The organism is Burkholderia sp. 572, from assembly GCF_040545135.1.
Classification (GTDB): domain Bacteria; phylum Pseudomonadota; class Gammaproteobacteria; order Burkholderiales; family Burkholderiaceae; genus Burkholderia; species Burkholderia cepacia.
Genome location: NZ_JBEPLH010000004.1, coordinates 346,951 through 364,728 on the forward strand (window position 1 = coordinate 346,951; position 17,778 = coordinate 364,728).

General features: G+C 64.5%; 11 protein-coding genes. 4 read left to right on the forward strand and 7 right to left on the reverse strand.

Annotated features, from left to right (window positions below; translation table 11 throughout):
- Positions 1-78: 78 nt before the first annotated feature.
- The 4 genes from lpdA to typA form a co-directional block, all read right to left on the reverse strand.
- A complete protein-coding gene (gene lpdA, locus ABIC51_RS10290; RefSeq protein ID WP_048020748.1) occupies positions 79-1,509 on the reverse strand; it encodes a dihydrolipoyl dehydrogenase in 1,431 nt (476 codons plus the stop codon).
- Between the two features lie 81 nt (positions 1,510-1,590).
- Entirely contained in the window at positions 1,591-2,865 is a 1,275-nt protein-coding gene (gene odhB, locus ABIC51_RS10295) for a 2-oxoglutarate dehydrogenase complex dihydrolipoyllysine-residue succinyltransferase (RefSeq protein ID WP_060084790.1), read from the reverse strand.
- 135 nt (positions 2,866-3,000) lie between these two features.
- Complete coding sequence (locus ABIC51_RS10300) at positions 3,001-5,865, reverse strand: 2-oxoglutarate dehydrogenase E1 component (RefSeq protein WP_027787682.1); 2,865 nt, start codon at positions 5,863-5,865, stop codon at positions 3,001-3,003.
- A gap of 317 nt (positions 5,866-6,182) precedes the next feature.
- Positions 6,183-8,009: a translational GTPase TypA gene (typA, locus tag ABIC51_RS10305; protein WP_027787683.1), complete on the reverse strand. Its 1,827-nt coding sequence runs from the start codon at positions 8,007-8,009 to the stop codon at positions 6,183-6,185.
- A gap of 326 nt (positions 8,010-8,335) precedes the next feature.
- On the opposite strand from typA, the gene ABIC51_RS10310 reads away from it, so the two are divergent.
- The 4 genes from ABIC51_RS10310 (at position 8,336) to ABIC51_RS10325 (ending at position 13,272) form a co-directional block, all read left to right on the forward strand.
- On the forward strand, positions 8,336-8,827 hold the full coding sequence (locus tag ABIC51_RS10310; protein WP_027787684.1) for a MarR family winged helix-turn-helix transcriptional regulator: 492 nt from the start codon (positions 8,336-8,338) through the stop codon (positions 8,825-8,827).
- A gap of 87 nt (positions 8,828-8,914) precedes the next feature.
- Positions 8,915-10,411, forward strand: a complete 1,497-nt coding sequence (locus tag ABIC51_RS10315) for an efflux transporter outer membrane subunit (protein ID WP_060084789.1) — start codon at positions 8,915-8,917, stop codon at positions 10,409-10,411.
- Positions 10,412-10,463: 52 nt separating this feature from the next.
- Complete coding sequence (locus ABIC51_RS10320; protein ID WP_059700077.1) at positions 10,464-11,684, forward strand: HlyD family secretion protein; 1,221 nt, start codon at positions 10,464-10,466, stop codon at positions 11,682-11,684.
- A gap of 28 nt (positions 11,685-11,712) precedes the next feature.
- Positions 11,713-13,272: a DHA2 family efflux MFS transporter permease subunit gene (locus tag ABIC51_RS10325; protein WP_021162400.1), complete on the forward strand. Its 1,560-nt coding sequence runs from the start codon at positions 11,713-11,715 to the stop codon at positions 13,270-13,272.
- An 85-nt stretch (positions 13,273-13,357) separates the two neighbouring features.
- Here the strand turns inward: ABIC51_RS10325 and truB are convergent, their stop codons facing one another.
- The 3 genes from truB to infB all read right to left on the reverse strand — a co-directional run bounded on the left by truB (position 13,358) and on the right by infB (position 17,744).
- Positions 13,358-14,290 carry a tRNA pseudouridine(55) synthase TruB gene (truB, locus tag ABIC51_RS10330; protein ID WP_059682794.1) on the reverse strand — a complete coding sequence of 311 codons (933 nt, stop codon included), beginning with the start codon at positions 14,288-14,290 and terminating at the stop codon, positions 13,358-13,360.
- 13 nt (positions 14,291-14,303) lie between these two features.
- Positions 14,304-14,702, reverse strand: coding sequence for a 30S ribosome-binding factor RbfA (rbfA, locus tag ABIC51_RS10335; RefSeq protein WP_021162402.1), 399 nt, complete (start codon positions 14,700-14,702; stop codon positions 14,304-14,306).
- Positions 14,703-14,816: 114 nt separating this feature from the next.
- Positions 14,817-17,744, reverse strand: a complete 2,928-nt coding sequence (gene infB / locus ABIC51_RS10340; protein ID WP_027787688.1) for a translation initiation factor IF-2 — start codon at positions 17,742-17,744, stop codon at positions 14,817-14,819.
- Positions 17,745-17,778: the final 34 nt, after the last annotated feature.

Consider the following 17,778-nt stretch of genomic DNA (forward strand, 5'->3'; position numbering starts at 1 on the left):
AAGGCGGACGGGAAACCCCGCCCGCCCTCGTCATGAGACGGCTGCGCCGGCCGATGGCCGGCCGGCGCTATACCGCGCTCAGCTGTTCAGCGAGCGCTTGTCGACGGCGAGCGCCGCTTCGCGCATCACTTCCGACATCGACGGGTGCGGATGGCAGATACGGGCGATGTCTTCCGACGCCGCCTTGAATTCCATCGCCACCACGGCTTCCGCGATCAGGTCCGACGCGTTCGCGCCGATCACGTGCACGCCGAGCAGTTCGTCGGTCTTCGCATCCGCGATCATCTTCACGAAACCGTCCGGCGCGTTCATGCCGAGCGCGCGGCCGTTGATCGAGAACGGGAACTTGCCCGACTTGATCTCGCGGCCTTCCGCCTTCAGCTGCTGCTCCGTCTTGCCGACCCATGCGATTTCCGGGTACGTGTAGATCACCCAAGGAATGCAGTTGTAGTCGATGTGCGGCTTCTGGCCGTCGATCACTTCCGCGACCAGCACGCCTTCGTCTTCCGCCTTGTGCGCGAGCATCGGGCCGCGCACCACGTCGCCGATCGCGTAGACGTTCGGCACCGCCGTGCGGCAGTGGTCGTCCACGTCGATGAAGCCGCGCTCGTTCGCCTTCAGGCCGATTGCCTCGAGGCCGAGGTTGTCGGTGTTCGGCACGCGGCCGACCGACACGATCAGGCGGTCGGCGTCGAGCGTCTGCGCGTTGCCGTCCTTGTCCGTGTAAGCGATCGACACGCCGTCGGCGGTCGTCTTCACTTCGCCGATCTTCACGCCGAGATGGATGTCGAGGCCCTGCTTCTTGAACAGCTTGGCCGCTTCCTTCGCGAGCGCTTCGTCGGCTGCGCCGAGGAATGCCGGCAGCGCTTCGAGCACCGTCACTTCGGCACCCAGGCGACGCCACACCGAGCCGAGCTCGAGGCCGATCACGCCTGCGCCGATCACGGCGAGCTTCTTCGGCACCGAGTCGAACGTCAGCGCACCTTCGTTGTCCGACACGATCTTGTTGTCGACCGGGATGCCCGGCAGGTGACGCGCCTTCGAACCCGTCGCGATGATCACGTTCTTCGCGGTGACGACTTCGGTTTCACCCTCGCCGCTCACTTCGATCTGCACGCCGGCGTCGGTCTTGCCGGTGAACTTGCCATGGCCCTTCAGCCAGGTGATCTTGTTCTTCTTGAACAGGAACTCGATCCCGCTCGTCATCTTCTCGACGATCGCGTCCTTGCGGCCGAGCATCTTCGCGACGTCGATCTTCACGCCGTCGACCGTGATGCCGTGGTCGGTCAGGTGATGCGACGCGTTCTCGAACTCTTCCGACGACGCGAGCAGCGCCTTCGACGGGATGCAGCCGACGTTCAGGCAGGTGCCGCCGAGCTTCAGCGCGCCGGCCGGGTTCTTCCACTTCTCGATACAGGCAACGGTCTTGCCGAGCTGCGCGGCGCGAATCGCGGCGATGTAGCCGCCGGGGCCGGCGCCGATCACGACGACGTCAAATTCCTTGGACATGACAATCCTTTCTACTTGTACGCCTGCACGTTCGCGCGCGAGCGCGAACGTGCAGAACGGGTCGATGCAGTGAGACTCGGCTTACAGGTCGAGCAGCAGGCGTGCCGGATCTTCCAGCGCATCCTTCATCGCGACGAGCGACAGCACGGCTTCGCGGCCGTCGATGATGCGGTGGTCGTACGACAGCGCGAGGTAGTTGATCGGACGGATCACGATCTGGCCGTTTTCAACGACCGGACGCTCCTTCGTCGCGTGCACGCCGAGGATTGCCGATTGCGGCGGGTTGATGATCGGGGTCGACAGCATCGAGCCGAACACGCCGCCGTTCGAGATCGAGAACGTACCGCCCGTCATTTCCTCGATCGACAGCTTGCCGTCCTTGGCCTTCTGGCCGAATTCGGCGATCTTCTTCTCGATCTCGGCGAGGCTCAGCTGATCCGCGTTGCGCAGGATCGGCACGACCAGGCCACGCGGCGAGCCGACGGCGATACCGATGTCGAAGTAACCGTGGTAGACGATGTCGTTACCGTCGATCGACGCGTTCACGAGCGGGAACTTCTTCAGTGCGTGGACAGCGGCCTTCACGAAGAACGACATGAAGCCGAGCTTCACGCCGTGTTCCTTCTCGAACTTGTCCTTGTACTTGTTGCGCAGCTCCATGACCGGAGCCATGTTGACTTCGTTGAACGTCGTCAGGATCGCGTTGGTCTGCTGCGATTCGAGCAGACGCTCGGCGATACGCGCACGCAGACGCGACATCGGCACGCGCTGTTCCGGACGGTCGTTGAGCCACGTCGTCGCCGACGCCGGCACCTTCACTTCCGGCAGCGACGGCTTCGCCGCGGCCTTTGCCGGTGCGGCAGCCGGAGCGGCCTTCGGTGCGCTGCCTGCGGCCAGCGCGTCGCCCTTCGTGACGCGGCCGTCGCGGCCCGAACCTGCGACGTCGCCTGCCGACAGGCCCTTCTCGGCCAGCAGCTTCGATGCGGCCGGCGATGCCGTACCCGAGCTCGATGCCGTTGCGGTAGCCGGCTGTGCTGCCGGTGCGGCTGCAGCAGGCGCTGCGGCCGGCTTGACTTCGGCCGCGCCCGCCGCGGCTTCGGCTGCACCTGCCTTCGCTTCCGTATCGATCGTAGCGATCAGTTGATCGGCAACGACGGTGTCACCGTCGTTCTGCAGCACTTGCGCGAGCACGCCCGCGGCCGGTGCCGGCACTTCGAGCACGACCTTGTCGGTCTCGAGTTCGATCAGGATTTCGTCCTGCGCGACTGCTTCGCCCGGCTTCTTCTTCCACTGCAGCATGGTGGCTTCCGAAACCGACTCCGAAAGCTGGGGGACTTTGACTTCTACGATAGCCATGTGATTTTCCTGGATGCTTAATCTGGGGTGTGACGAGGTTCGTGCGATTCCTTCGGCCGGTGCGGCGCGCAGCGCGCCCGGCGGGCCAAAGGAGACGGGAAAGCGCGCTGCGCCTTCCCGTTTCGCTTCCGTCGGTTATTTCGCGATCGATGCGCTCTTCAGGCGGCCGAAAGCACCTTCGATGAGGGCCTTCTGCTGCTCGTAGTGCTTCGCGTAGTAGCCAACCGCCGGCGAGGCCGAAGCCGGACGGCCGCTGTATGCCAGCTTCTGCCCTTCCTTCATGCCTTCCTTCAGGTGGTGCTCGACGTAGAACCAGGGGCCCTGGTTCTGCGGCTCGTCCTGCACCCAGACCACTTCAGTCGCGTTCTCGTACTTCTTCATTTCGGCTTCGAACTGCTTGTGCGCGAACGGATACAGCTGCTCGATACGGATGATCGCGACGTCGTTCGCCTTCGCTTCGCGGCGATGTGCGACGAGGTCGTAATACACGCGGCCCGAGCATGCCAGCACGCGCTTGACCTTCTTCGCGTCGATGCCGCCGTCGGTTTCGCCCAGCACCGGCTGGAACGAACCCTTCGCGAGCTCCGACAGGTCCGATACGGCTTCCTTGTGGCGCAGCAGCGACTTCGGCGTTGCGACGATCAGCGGCTTGCGGAACAGGCGGATCATCTGGCGACGCAGCAGGTGGAAAATCTGCGCCGGCGTCGTCGGTTGAACGACCTGCATGTTGTGATCGGCACACAGCTGCAGGAAACGCTCGATACGCGTCGACGAGTGTTCCGGACCCTGGCCTTCGTAGCCGTGCGGCAGCAGCATCGTCAGACCCGACACGCGACCCCACTTCACTTCGCCCGACGAGATGAACTGGTCGATCACGACCTGCGCACCGTTGACGAAGTCACCGAACTGGGCTTCCCACAGCACGAGCGTGTTCGGCTCGGCGGTCGAGTAACCGTATTCGAAGCCCAGCACCGCTTCTTCCGACAGCACCGAGTCGATCACCGTGAACTTCGCCTGACCGTCGGCGATGTTCTGCAGCGGCACGTACGTGCCGTCGTTCCAGCGCTCGCGGTTCTGGTCGTGCAGCACCGCGTGACGGTGCGTGAACGTGCCGCGGCCCGAGTCCTGGCCCGTCAGGCGCACCGAGTAGCCCGATGCGACGAGCGACGCGAACGCGAGGTGTTCACCCATGCCCCAGTCGAGCGGCTGGTCGCCACGCGCCATGTTGCGGCGGTCGTTGATCACGCGCTCGACGAGCGGGTGAACCTTGAAGTTTTCCGGGACCGTCGTGATGCGTTCGCCCAGGCGCTTCAGTTCGGCGAGCGGCACGGCCGTGTCGGCTGCATCCGTCCACTTGCGGTTCAGGAACGGAACCCAGTCGACCGCGTACTTGCTCTTGTAGTTCGACAGGACCGGATCGACCGTGTGGTGACCGTCGTCCATCGCCTTGCGGTACGCCTTCACGTAGTTGTCGGCGTCTTCCGCGGTGATCACGCCCTGCTGCACGAGCTTCTCGGCGTACAGCGCACGGGTGCCCGGGTGCTGTGCGATCTTCTTGTACATCAGCGGCTGCGTGACCGCCGGCGTGTCCTGCTCGTTGTGACCCAGCTTGCGGAAGCAGACGATGTCGATCACGACATCCTTGTGGAACTGCATCCGGTAGTCGATCGCGATCTGCGTCGCGAGGATCACGGCTTCCGGATCGTCGCCGTTCACGTGCAGCACCGGCGCCTCGATCATCTTGACGACGTCGGTACAGTACAGCGTCGAGCGCGCGTCGCGCGGGTCGGACGTCGTGAAGCCGATCTGGTTGTTGATGACGATGTGCAGCGTGCCGTGCGTGCCGTAACCGCGCGTCTGCGCGAGGTTCAGCGTTTCCATCACGACGCCCTGGCCAGCGAAGGCCGCGTCGCCGTGGATCTGCACCGGCAGCACCTGCAGGCCGTCTTCGTCGCCGCGACGGTCCATCCGCGCCTTCGCGGAACCTTCGACCACCGGGTTCACGATTTCGAGGTGCGACGGGTTGAACGCGAGCGACAGGTGGACCGGGCCGCCTTCCGTCGACACGTCCGACGAGAAGCCCTTGTGGTACTTCACGTCACCTGCCGGCAGGTCGTCGACGTGCTTGCCTTCGAATTCGGCGAACAGGTCGGCCGGCATCTTGCCCAGCGTGTTGACCAGCACGTTCAGACGGCCGCGGTGCGCCATGCCGATGATGATTTCCTGCACGCCGCGCTTGCCCGCGTGCTGGACGACTTCGTCCATCGCCGCGATGAAGCTTTCGCCGCCTTCGAGCGAGAAGCGCTTCTGGCCGACGTACTTGGTATGCAGGTAACGCTCGAGGCCTTCGGCGGCCGTCAGGCGATTCAGGATGTGCTTCTTCTCGTCTGCCGAGAAGTTCGGCGTCGCACGGGTCGATTCCAGACGCTCCTGCCACCAGCGCTTCTGTTCCGGGTCGCTGATGTACATGTACTCGGCGCCGATCGTGCCGCAGTACGTGTCACGCAGGCCCTTGACGATGTCGCGCAACGAAGCCTGGTCGAAACCGAAATACAGGTTGCTTGCGCTGTACGTCTGGTCGAGGTCGCCTTCGGAGAAGTCGTAGAACGCGGGTTCGAGTTCGGGAATGGCGGGACGTTCGCGACGCTTCAGGGGATCGAGATTGGCCCATTGCGAGCCAAGGAAGCGATAAGCGCTGATGAGGGACTGCACGTGCACTTGCTTGCGCGCTGCAGCAAGGTTGGTGCTGCTTTCGCGCGGGATGAAGGCATTGGCCTTCGCACGCTCGGCGAACGATTCGACGATCGGGAAATGAGCGACGTCATTGGCATTCGAGCCGTCCGTTGCAGGCACGTTCTGCAGCGCGTCGAAATACTCTCGCCAGTTCTCCGGCACCGATGCCGGATTGTTGAGATATGCATCGTACAGTTCTTCAACGTACGAAGCATTGCCGCCGAACAGATAGGAGTTCAGCTGAAACTGCTTCATTACATCTGACATTTTACGCTCACCTTTCTTCGAGCTTCTCGAGAAATAGCGGGTTACTCAACCTTCCGCGACACGGCCTGACCGTTTAGCGGATTGCGAATCAAGTCTTGCTTGGAAGGACCTAAAACTTGCGTGCGCGCAGCATATCACAGAACCGATACCGGAGTTCACGGCGAAATGTGCCTGAAAGCACCGCGCGACGGGGTTTTGCCGGATTGCCACAACCCGCGGGAACAGTGTTTTGCAGCGCCCCCGATTGCACATCGGGCAGATGCAAAAAAGGCCACCCGAAGGCGGCCTTTCTCGTCCTGCACGGGAACGATCGATGCTTAGTCGACCGCGCCTTCGCGGCTCGCGCGGCGACGCTCGTGCTCCTTCAGGAAGCGCTTGCGCAGGCGGATCGACTGCGGCGTCACTTCGACAAGCTCGTCGTCGTCGATGAATTCGACCGCGTACTCGAGCGACATCTGGACCGGCGGCACCAGGCGCACGGCTTCGTCGGTGCCCGACGCGCGCACGTTGGTCAGCTGCTTGCCCTTGATCGGGTTCACGACGAGGTCGTTGTCACGGCTGTGGATGCCGATGATCATGCCCTCATAGAGCGCATCGCCCGGCTTCACGAACATGCGGCCGCGATCCTGAAGCTTCCACAGTGCATAGGCCACGGCAGCGCCGTCGTCCTGCGAGATCAACACGCCGTTGCGGCGCTCGAAGACCGAACCGTCCTTGACCGGTGCGTACGAGTCGAAGATGTGGCTCATCAGGCCCGTGCCGCGCGTGAGCGTCAGGAATTCGCTCTGGAAGCCGATCAGGCCACGCGCCGAGATCTTGTACTCCAGACGCGTGCGACCACGGCCGTCCGATGCCATGTCGAGCATCTCGCCCTTGCGGCGGCCGAGCTCTTCCATCACGCCACCCTGGTGCTCGTCCTCGACGTCGACGGTCAGCAGTTCGTACGGCTCGTGACGCACGCCGTCGATTTCCTGCATCACGACGCGCGGACGCGACACGGCCAGCTCATAGCCTTCACGGCGCATGTTCTCGACGAGAATCGTCAGGTGCAGTTCGCCGCGGCCCGACACTTCGAACACCGTTTCGTCGCCGGTGTCCTTCACGCGCAGCGCGACGTTGTGGTTCAGTTCCTTCATCAGGCGGTCGCGGATCTGGCGGCTCGTGACGAACTTGCCTTCGCGGCCGGCGAGCGGCGACGAATTGACGAGGAAGTTCATCGTCAGCGTCGGCTCGTCGACGGTGATCATCGGCAGCGCTTCCGGCGTATCGACCGCGCAGATCGTTGCGCCGATGCCGACGTCTTCAATACCGTTGATCAGCACGATGTCGCCCGCTTCGGCGGATTCGACCTGCACGCGCTCGAGGCCCGTGAACGACAGCACCTGGTTGATCTTGCGGTTCAGCACTTCGCCTTCCGGGCCGAAGCGCATCGCGACCGGCTGGCCCGGCTTGATGCGACCGCGCGTGATGCGGCCGACGCCGATCCGGCCGACGTACGTCGAATAGTCGAGCGACGTGATCTGCAGTTGCAGCGGCGCGTCCGGATCCGCCGGACGGACCGGCACGTGCTCGAGGACTGCCTCGAACAGCGGGCGCATGTCGCCTTCGCGCGCGGCCGGGTCGAGCGACGCATAGCCGTTCAGGCCCGATGCGTAGACGATCGGAAAATCGAGCTGCTCTTCGGTTGCGCCGAGCTTGTCGAACAGGTCGAAGGTCTGATTGATGACCCAGTCGATCCGCGCACCCGGACGGTCGATCTTGTTGACGATGACGATCGGCTTCAGGCCGAGCGCCAGCGCCTTCTTCGTGACGAAGCGCGTCTGCGGCATCGGGCCCTCGACCGCGTCGACGAGCAGCAGCACCGAGTCGACCATCGACAGCACACGCTCCACCTCGCCGCCGAAGTCCGCGTGCCCCGGCGTGTCGACGATGTTGATGTGCGTGCCTTCGTACTCGACCGCGCAGTTCTTCGCGAGAATCGTGATCCCGCGCTCTTTTTCGATGTCGTTCGAGTCCATCACCCGCTCCGCAACCTGCTGGTTCTCGCGGAAGGTGCCGGACTGGCGGAGCAGTTGGTCGACGAGCGTGGTCTTGCCGTGGTCGACGTGGGCGATGATGGCGATATTGCGAAGGGCGCGGGTCATAGAAACCTGGAAATCGTTTGAACGCGCAAAAGCGCCCGCTCGTTTTTCACGGGCGCGCGCATTGCAGCTTGGAAAGCCGCAAATTATAGCACGTGAGAATGTCGGTAACCGACGGGCACGTTGCAACGCAGCAGGCAGGCCGGCGCACCCTCCTCTCGAACGCGCCAATCCGTCGAAGCCCGTGTCGCCGTCGGGCACAAAAACCTTATTGATATGAGGGATTTTTGAGATGCAAAGCGCGCCCCTTGCCGTTCGATTAACATTTGCCGCGGCAAGCAACTGTGCCTATACTGCTGCCTAGTCAACTATTGCAGCTTCAGGGTTTTATGTCGGATTCTTCTACCCCATCCCCCGTTTCGCCGCTGTCCTCGTACCAGATGAACGACAGCGTCGGTTATCTGATGTCGCGCGTGAAGTCGGTGATGACCAACCTCGTCACGCAACGCACGCAGGAAGAGCTCGGCATCACGGGCACGCAGGCGAGCATGCTGTTCATGATCGCGGTCGGCAAGTGCTCGACGGCCGCCGAGCTTGCCCGCGAGTACGGGATCGACGCGAGCGCAGTCACGCGGCTGCTCGACCGGGTCGAAAAGCGCGGCCTGCTGTCCCGCGTCCGCAGCATCGAGGATCGACGTGTCGTGCGCCTCGAGCTGACCGACGAAGGCCGTGCGCTCGCCGAACGGCTGCCGCCGATTTTCCGCAGCGTGCTCGACCAGGTGCTGGACGGGTTCACGCCGGAAGAAGTCGGGTTCCTGAAGAGCATGCTGCGTCGCATTCTCAGCAACTATTGCGAGACCGCCGGCGGCAGCATCACGTAATAGTTGCCATAACAATTACTTTTGACAGATTAATGTAAGGAAATCCTTGCAGTGTCCATCATTCATTCCGAGTCAGGGATCAGCGCGATGAAATCCTCCCCGTTGTCCGTGCGCGCCGGGTCGTGCCGCACCGCCGTCGCCGTCGCGGTCGCCGCACTGGCGCTGGCGGGCTGCGCGAACTACATCGGCATCAAGAGCGACAAGCAGATCGCCCCCGCGTCGCAATTCGAATCCGCCCAGAGCCTGCCGGCCCAGGGCGGCCAGTGGCCGGCGCTCGACTGGGCCAGCCAGTTCGGCGATCCGCAGTTGCCGAAGCTGATCGACGAAGCCCTGCAGGGCAATCCGTCGATCGCGCAGGCACAGGCGCGCATCGCAAAGGCGTCGTCGTACATCGAATCGTCGCGTTCGAACTTGATGCCCAAGGCGGAAGCCAGCTATTCGTGGACGCGTGAGCTGTATTCGTCGAACGCGCTGTTCCCGCCGCCGTACGGCGGCCAGTGGTACAGCGAGAACAACGCGCTCGCGAGCGCGTCGTGGGAACTCGACCTGTGGGGCAAGAACCGCGAGCGCCTGCACACTGCCGTGTCGCAGGAAAAGGCGGCCGAAGCCGACATGCAGCAGGCACGCATCACGCTCGCGTCGTCGGTCGCACGCACCTACAACTCGCTCGCGCAGCTCTATGCGCTGCGCGATATCGCCCAACGCGAGATCGCCAACCGCGAGACGGTCGGCAAGATCACCGACGGCCGCGTGTCGGCCGGCCTCGACACCAACGTCGAACGCCAGACGGCCCGCGGCAATATCGCGACGACCCAGGCTTCGCTGTCCGATCTCGATGGGCAGATCACGACGGTGCGCTACCAGCTCGCGGCACTGCTCGGCAAGGGCCCGGATCGCGGGCTGCAGATCGCGGCGCCCGTGATGAACCCGAGCGGCGATGTCGCACTGCCCGGCAACCTGCCGGCCGATCTCGTCTCGCGCCGCCCCGACATCGTCGCCGCGCGCTGGCAGGTCGAAGCCGCGATGCACGACGTGAAGGAAGCGAAGGCCGAGTTCTACCCCGACGTGAACCTTGCGGCCGGTTTCGGCTTCGATGCGTTCGGCTGGGGCAAATTCCTGAACTTCGCGAGCCGCCAGGCGCAATTCGGCCCGGCGATCCACCTGCCGATTTTCGACGCCGGCGCGCTGCGCGCGCAGCTCAAGGGCCGCTACGCGGACTTCGACCTGTCGGTGGCGAACTACAACCAGACGCTGATCAGCGCGCTGAACGACGTCGCGACGCAGGTCGCGTCGATCCGCGCAGTCGATCGCCAGATGGGCGATGCGCAACGCGCCCTCGACGCATCGACGCGCGCATACGACCTCGCGGTCATCCGCTACAAGGCCGGCCTGTCGCCGCAGCTGCAGGTGCTGACCGCGGACAGCAACCGCCTCGCATCGGAGCAGACGGTGACCAACCTGAAGATGCGCCGGCGCGACATGCAGCTTGCACTGATCAAGGCGCTCGGCGGCGGGTTCGACGCGACCGGCACGCCGCTTGCCGCGCCCGATGCCGACAAGCCGACAAAACAGGCCGCCAACTGATCCGGCGCCACCACTACGCAGACACTCGAAATAACGGACGGAGAAAATCGCCATGAGCGACCAACAAAACGCCGCCAGCGCACAGCCGCAGAACAACGGCAAGCGCAAACGGATGATGACGCTGCTCGTCGCGGTCATCGTGATCGCGGCCATCGCGTATGGCCTGTACTACTTCCTCGTCGCCCGCTTCCATGAAGGGACCGACGACGCGTACGTGAACGGCAACGTCGTGCAGATCACGCCGCAGGTCACCGGCACCGTGATCGCGGTGAAGGCCGACGACACGCAGACGGTGAAGGCCGGCGATCCGCTCGTCGTGCTCGACCCGGCCGACTCGCAGGTCGCGCTGCAGCAGGCCGAAGCCAATCTCGCGCAGACGGTGCGCCAGGTGCGCGGCCTGTTCGTCAACGACGACCAGTATCGCGCGCAAGTCGCACTGCGCCAGTCCGACCTGTCGAAGGCCGAGGACGACCTCCGTCGCCGCGTGGCCGTCGCGCAGACGGGCGCCGTGTCGCAGGAAGAAATCTCGCACGCACGCGACGCCGTGCGCGCCGCCCAGGCATCGCTCGACGCCTCGCAGCAACAACTCGCGTCGAACCGCGCGCTGACCGCAAACACGACGATCGCATCGCATCCGAACGTGATGGCCGCAGCCGCGAAGGTTCGCGACGCGTACCTGGCGAACGCGCGTAACGTGCTGCCCGCACCGGTCACCGGCTATGTCGCGAAGCGCTCGGTGCAGGTCGGCCAGCGCGTGTCGCCGGGCACGCCGCTGATGTCGGTGGTGCCGCTGAACGCAGTGTGGGTCGATGCGAACTTCAAGGAAGTCCAGCTCAAGCACATGCGCATCGGCCAGCCGGTCGAACTGACGGCCGACATCTACGGCTCGTCGGCGGTCTATCACGGCAAGGTGGTCGGCTTCTCGGCAGGTACGGGCTCGGCGTTCTCGCTGCTGCCGGCGCAGAACGCGACGGGTAACTGGATCAAGGTCGTGCAGCGCCTGCCGGTGCGGATCGAACTCGATCCGAAGGATCTCGCCAAGCACCCGCTGCGCATCGGCCTGTCGATGCAGGTCGACGTGGACATCAAGGACGAACGCGGCGACCAGCTCGTGAACGCACCGAACACCGTCTACGAGACCAATGTGTTCGCGAAGTACGGCGACGAAGCCGACGCCGAAATCGCCCGCATCATCGCCGAGAATGCCGGCGGCAACGCACCGGCGCCGGCTGCGGCTGCGGCGAAGTCGAATGCCGTCGCGAAGATGATGTAACCGCTCCGACTCCGGAAAGACAACCGACATGGCACAGGCACCTGTCTCTCACCCGCCCTTGCAGGGCGGGCAGCTCGTGATCGGGACGATCGCGGTATCGCTCGCGGTGTTCATGAACGTGCTCGACACGTCCATCGCGAACGTCGCGATCCCGACCATCTCGGGCGACCTCGGCGTGTCGTCCGACCAGGGCACGTGGGTCATCACGTCGTTCGCAGTCGCGAACGCGATCTCCGTGCCGCTGACCGGCTGGCTGACCGACCGCTTCGGGCAGGTTCGCCTGTTCCTCGCGTCGATCATCCTGTTCGTGATTTCGTCGTGGATGTGCGGGCTCTCGCCCAACCTGCCGTTCCTGCTTGCGTCGCGCGTGCTGCAAGGCGCGGTGGCAGGCCCGATGATTCCGCTGTCGCAAGCGCTCCTGCTGTCGAGTTATCCGCGCGCCAAGGCGCCGATGGCGCTCGCGCTATGGGCGATGACGACGCTGATCGCGCCCGTTGCCGGCCCGATCCTCGGCGGCTGGATCTCGGACAACTACTCGTGGCCGTGGATCTTCTACGTCAACATCCCGGTCGGCATCGCCGCCGCCGCCGCGACGTGGGCGATCTACCGCAATCGGGAATCGGCCGTGCGCCGCGCCCCGATCGACGGCGTGGGCCTCGCGCTGCTGGTCGTCTGGGTCGGCTCGCTGCAGATCATGCTCGACAAGGGCAAGGATCTCGACTGGTTCGCGTCGACGACCATCATTGTGCTCGCGCTGACCGCGGTCATCGCGTTCGCGTTCTTCGTCATCTGGGAACTGACTGCCGAGCACCCGGTCGTCGACCTGTCGCTGTTCCGCATGCGGAACTTCACCGGCGGCACCGTCGCGCTGTCGATCGGGTACGGCCTGTACTTCGGCAACCTCGTGCTGTTGCCGCTGTGGCTGCAGACGCAGATCGGCTACACGGCGACCGACGCCGGTCTCGTGATGGCACCGGTCGGGCTGTTCGCGATCCTGCTGTCGCCACTCACCGGGAAGTACCTGCCGCGCACCGATCCGCGCTTTATCTCGACGGCGTCGTTCCTGACGTTTGCGCTGTGCTTCTGGATGCGGTCGCGCTACACGACGGGGGTCGACGAATGGTCGCTGACGCTGCCGACGCTCGTACAGGGCATCGCGATGGCCGGCTTCTTCATCCCGCTGGTATCGATCACGCTGTCGGGCCTGCCCGGCCACCGCATTCCCGCGGCATCGGGCCTGTCCAACTTCGTGCGGATCATGTGCGGCGGCATCGGCACGTCGATCTTCCAGACGGCCTGGGACCATCGCAACAATTTCCATCACGCGCAACTGGTCGAGCAGGCGAACGTCTACAACCCGACGTTCAACCAGGCCGTCACGCAGATGGGCAACCTCGGGCTGACGCGGGACCAGGCACACGGGCTGATCAACAATCTGGCCACGCAGCAGGCCGCGCAGCTCGGCGTGAACGACCTGTTCTACATCTCGGCGGCGATCTTCGTGCTGCTGATCGGGCTGATCTGGATCACGAAGCCCGAGCGCTCGGGCGGTGGCGATGCAGGTGCCGCGGCATCAGCTGCACACTGAACACGCTGCCTGGACGCAAACAAAAAGCCCCGCTTCGTGAAGCGGGGCTTTTTCATTCCGACGGGCACGCGTTCGCGCGGCTGCGTCAGGCTGCCGTGACGACGAGCCGCTCCGGCGCCAATACGCCGTTTGCCTTGCGGGCCACGCCGAGCAGGCGAGTCGCGTCGTAGACGCGCACGCGCCCGCCTTCGGCCGCATCGATCGGGTCGAGCGACGACAGCGGCAAACGCTGCCCGTGCAGGAACCGCTTCGCGCTGGTTTCATCGAGACGAACCAGCGGAAACGTCGACAGCAACGCATCGACCGGCTGAAGCCATGCATCACGTGCCGCTTCGTCGGCATCGGACAGCGCATCGAGCGTTACCGCATGCTCGAGCGTCAGCGCGCCGACGCCCGTGCGCCGCAGCATCGTCAGATGCGCACCGCAACCGAGCGCCTCGCCGATATCCTCTGCCAGCGTGCGCACATAAGTGCCCTTGCTGCAGGTCACGCGAAACGTCACGTCAGGCAGGTCGCACGCGAGCAGGTCGAGGGCGAGGATCGTCACGTTGCGGCCCTCGCGCTCGACGGTTTGCCCCGCGCGCGCATATTCATACAGCGGCTTGCCATCGCGCTTGAGCGCCGAATACATCGGCGGCACCTGCACGATCTCGCCGGTGAAGCGCACCAGCGCGGCTTCCACCGCCGCACGGTCGCATTCGACGGGGCGCGTGTCGATCACCTCGCCTTCCGCGTCGCCGGTAGCCGTACGCTGGCCGAGACGCATCGTCGCTTCGTAGGTCTTGTCCGCTTCGAGCAGATCCTGCGAGAACTTCGTCGCCTCGCCGAAACACAGCGGTAGCAAACCCGAAGCCAGGGGATCGAGCGTACCGGTGTGACCGGCTTTCTTCGCGAGCAGCAGGCGCTTCGCGCGAATCAGTGCATCGTTGCTCGAAAGGCCGACCGGCTTGTCGAGCAGGAGGACGCCGTCCAGCACGCGCCGGGGCACGCGCGGACGTTGGGATGCTGCAGTCGTCATAGGCCGGTCGAGCTCAGTCGTCCTTGGTAGCCGCGTCGGCCTCGTCGTCGTCCTTCGCGCGCGTCGAGTTCGCTTCCTTGATCAGGCGCGACATTTCCACGGCCTTCTCGATCGTCTGGTCGTAGTGGAAATGCAGCGTCGGCACCGTATGGATGTGCAGGCGCTTGAACAACAGGTTGTGCAAGTGACCCGACGCGTGGTTCAGCGCTTCCTGCGTCTTGGCCGGATCGCCGGTCAACGCGGTGAAGTAGACCTTCGCGTGCGCATAATCCGGCGTGAGTTCGACGCTCTGGATGGTCACGATGCCGATGCGCGGGTCTTTGACCTCGCGCATGATGAGTTCGGACAGATCGCGCTGAATCTGGTCAGCGATCTGCACGTTGCGATTGGGGGAAGTACGTTTCCTGGACATGATCGATCCGTGATCCGTTTATCAGGATGAAGCGGCGGCCAGTGTTGGCGCGCCACCATGAAAATGGGCGGGACAGGCCCAAGCCTGCCCCGCCCATGAGCCGATGCGCGAGGATTACAGCGTACGCGCGACTTCGGTCACTTCGAAGACTTCGAACTGGTCGCCTTCGATGACGTCGTTGAAGTTCTTCACCGACATACCGCACTCGAAGCCTTGCTTCACTTCCTTCACGTCGTCCTTGAAGCGCTTCAGCGATTCGAGTTCGCCCGTGAAGATCACGACGTTGTTGCGCAGCACGCGAACCGACGACGAGCGCTTGACGATACCGTCCGTGACCATACAGCCGGCGACCGTGCCGACCTTCGGCACCTTGAACACCTGGCGCACCTCGACCATGCCGGTGACGACTTCGCGCTTCTCCGGCGCCAGCATGCCCGACATTGCCGCCTTCACCTCATCCACTGCGTCATAGATGATGTTGTAGTAGCGGATGTCGATGCCGTTCGCTTCGGCCAGCTTGCGCGCCTGTGCATCCGCACGCGTGTTGAAGCCGATGATGACAGCCTTCGATGCCGTTGCGAGGTTGACGTCATTTTCGCTGATGCCACCCACCGCGCTGTGCACGATCTGCACGCGCACTTCGTCGGTCGACAGCTTGAGCAGCGACTGTACGAGCGCTTCCTGCGAGCCCTGCACGTCCGCCTTGATGATGAGCGGCAGGTTCTGCACTTCGCCTTCGCCCATCTGCTCGAGCATGCTTTCCAGCTTCGCGGCCTGCTGCTTCGCCAGCTTCACGTCGCGGAACTTGCCCTGACGGAACAATGCGATTTCACGCGCCTTGCGCTCGTCCGGCAGCACGATCACTTCCTCGCCCGCGCCCGGCACTTCCGACAGACCCTGGATTTCGACCGGGATCGACGGGCCGGCTTCCTTCGTCGGCTTGCCATTCTCGTCGAGCATCGCGCGCACGCGGCCGTAGGCCGTACCCGCCAGCACGATGTCGCCGCGGTTCAGCGTACCGGACTGCACGAGGATCGTCGCGACCGGGCCCTTGCCCTTGTCGAGCTTCGCTTCGATCACGATACCCTTGGCCGGCGCTTCGACCGGTGCCTTCAGCTCCAGCACTTCGGCTTGCAGCAGCACGTTCTCGAGCAGATCGTCGATGCCCGCGCCCGTCTTTGCCGACACCGGCACAAACGGCGAATCGCCACCGTATTCTTCCGGCACGACGCCTTCCGCGACCAGTTCCTGCTTGACGCGATCGGGGTTCGCTTCCGGCTTGTCGATCTTGTTGATCGCGACGACGATCGGCACACCACCCGCCTTCGCGTGGGCAATGGCTTCCTTCGTCTGCGGCATCACGCCGTCGTCGGCTGCCACCACCAGCACCACGATGTCGGTCGCCTTCGCGCCGCGTGCACGCATTGCCGTGAACGCTTCGTGACCCGGCGTATCGAGGAACGTGATGACGCCACGCGGCGTATCGACGTGATACGCGCCGATGTGCTGCGTAATGCCGCCCGCTTCGCCTGCGGCAACCTTCGCGCGGCGGATGTGGTCGAGCAGCGAGGTCTTGCCGTGGTCGACGTGACCCATCACCGTGACGACCGGCGGACGCGGCAGTTGCTCGGCGTCGGTACCGGTTTCGCCTTCGACGAGCAGCGCTTCCGGATCGTCCAGCTTCGCGGCAACCGCGCGATGGCCCAGTTCCTCGACGACGATCATCGCCGTTTCCTGGTCCAGCACCTGGTTGATCGTGACCATCTGGCCCATCTTCATCATCACCTTGATGACTTCGGAGGCCTTGATCGACATCTTGTGCGCGAGATCGGCAACCGACACGGTTTCCGGCACGTGCACTTCACGGACGATCGGCTCGGTCGGCGCCTGGAAGGACGATGCACTGTCCTGGTGACGGCCACGACCCTTCGGGCCGCCGCGCCAGCCGCGGTCGACGCCGCCGCTCGAATCGCCGCGCGTCTTGATGCCGCGACGCTTCGACGCGTCGTCCTGCCAGCCGCCCTTGCCTGCGCCCGGCTTCTTGTTGCGGTCGCCCGCGCCTGCCGGCGCCTGCGTCGTTGCCGGTGCCGCACCGGCCGGCTTCTTCACGGCCGGGCGCGCCTGCGCACCTTCCGGCTTTGCCGGCTTGTGCAGCGTGCCCTTCGCTTCGGCCGGCTTCGGCGGCTCGACCGGCTTCGGCGGCTCGACAGCCTTGACGACGGCCTTGCGCGGTGTGTTCATCATCTCGCGAATCGCACGCGCTTCGGCTTCTGCCGCCGCACGGCGCTTGCTGATCTCTTCCTGCTCGGCACGCGCCTTGTCCGCTGCCTCGCGGGCAGCGTCTTCAGCCTTCTTCGCCGCTTCGCGCTGCGCCGCACGTTCGGCGGCTGCGCGCGCCTCGTCCTGCGCGGACTGCGCCGATTGCGGAGTCTCCGCTTCCTGTTCGGCAGCAGCAGCCTGCTGTGCCGCTGCCTGCTGCTGTGCCGCCGCAGCTTCGGCCGCGGCACGCTTCGCCGCCGCTTCTTCCTCGGCGCGACGGCGCTCGGCTTCGGCCGCTTCCTCGCGGGCACGACGCTCCGCTTCCTCGCGCTCAAGGCGCTCCTGACGCTCGCGCAGTTCCTGCGCCTGCTTCTCGAGCAGCTCGGCCTCGCGGCGCGCTTCTTCCTCGCGACGCTTCAGTTCTGCATCGTCGTCCGCTTCGGCGACCTGCGCCTGACCCTGTTCCGCACCTTCGGCCACGTCGTCGCGCTTGACGAACGTACGCTTCTTGCGGACCTCGACCTGAATGGTGCGAGCCTTGCCCGTCGCGTCAGATTGCTTGATCTCCGACGTATGCTTGCGGGTCAGCGTGATCTTGCGCTTGTCGCCGTCGGTTGCGCCGTGCGACTTGCGCAAATGATCGAGCAGACGCGCCTTGTCCGTTTCGGACAGCGCATCGTCTTCACTCGCTTTCTGGACGCCCGCTGCCTGCAGCTGTTCGAGCAGCACACCAGCAGGCATTTTCAGTTCCGCGGCAAATTGGGCTACGTTGTTACTCGCCATTCATTCCTCTTAGTGCAAGGACCGATTCCTTGCG

Bases quoted from the DNA above. Each gene is read 5' to 3' on its own strand.
- infB (WP_027787688.1), bottom strand. From the start codon at position 17,744: ATGGCGAGTAACAACGTAGCCCAATTTGCCGCGGAACTGAAAATGCCT.
- ABIC51_RS10325 (WP_021162400.1), top strand. From the start codon at position 11,713: ATGGCACAGGCACCTGTCTCTCACCCGCCCTTGCAGGGCGGGCAGCTC.
- odhB (WP_060084790.1), bottom strand. From the start codon at position 2,865: ATGGCTATCGTAGAAGTCAAAGTCCCCCAGCTTTCGGAGTCGGTTTCG.
- ABIC51_RS10300 (WP_027787682.1), bottom strand. From the start codon at position 5,865: ATGTCAGATGTAATGAAGCAGTTTCAGCTGAACTCCTATCTGTTCGGC.
- ABIC51_RS10310 (WP_027787684.1), top strand. From the start codon at position 8,336: ATGTCGGATTCTTCTACCCCATCCCCCGTTTCGCCGCTGTCCTCGTAC.
- truB (WP_059682794.1), bottom strand. From the start codon at position 14,290: ATGACGACTGCAGCATCCCAACGTCCGCGCGTGCCCCGGCGCGTGCTG.
- lpdA (WP_048020748.1), bottom strand. From the start codon at position 1,509: ATGTCCAAGGAATTTGACGTCGTCGTGATCGGCGCCGGCCCCGGCGGC.
- ABIC51_RS10315 (WP_060084789.1), top strand. From the start codon at position 8,915: ATGAAATCCTCCCCGTTGTCCGTGCGCGCCGGGTCGTGCCGCACCGCC.
- typA (WP_027787683.1), bottom strand. From the start codon at position 8,009: ATGACCCGCGCCCTTCGCAATATCGCCATCATCGCCCACGTCGACCAC.
- ABIC51_RS10320 (WP_059700077.1), top strand. From the start codon at position 10,464: ATGAGCGACCAACAAAACGCCGCCAGCGCACAGCCGCAGAACAACGGC.
- rbfA (WP_021162402.1), bottom strand. From the start codon at position 14,702: ATGTCCAGGAAACGTACTTCCCCCAATCGCAACGTGCAGATCGCTGAC.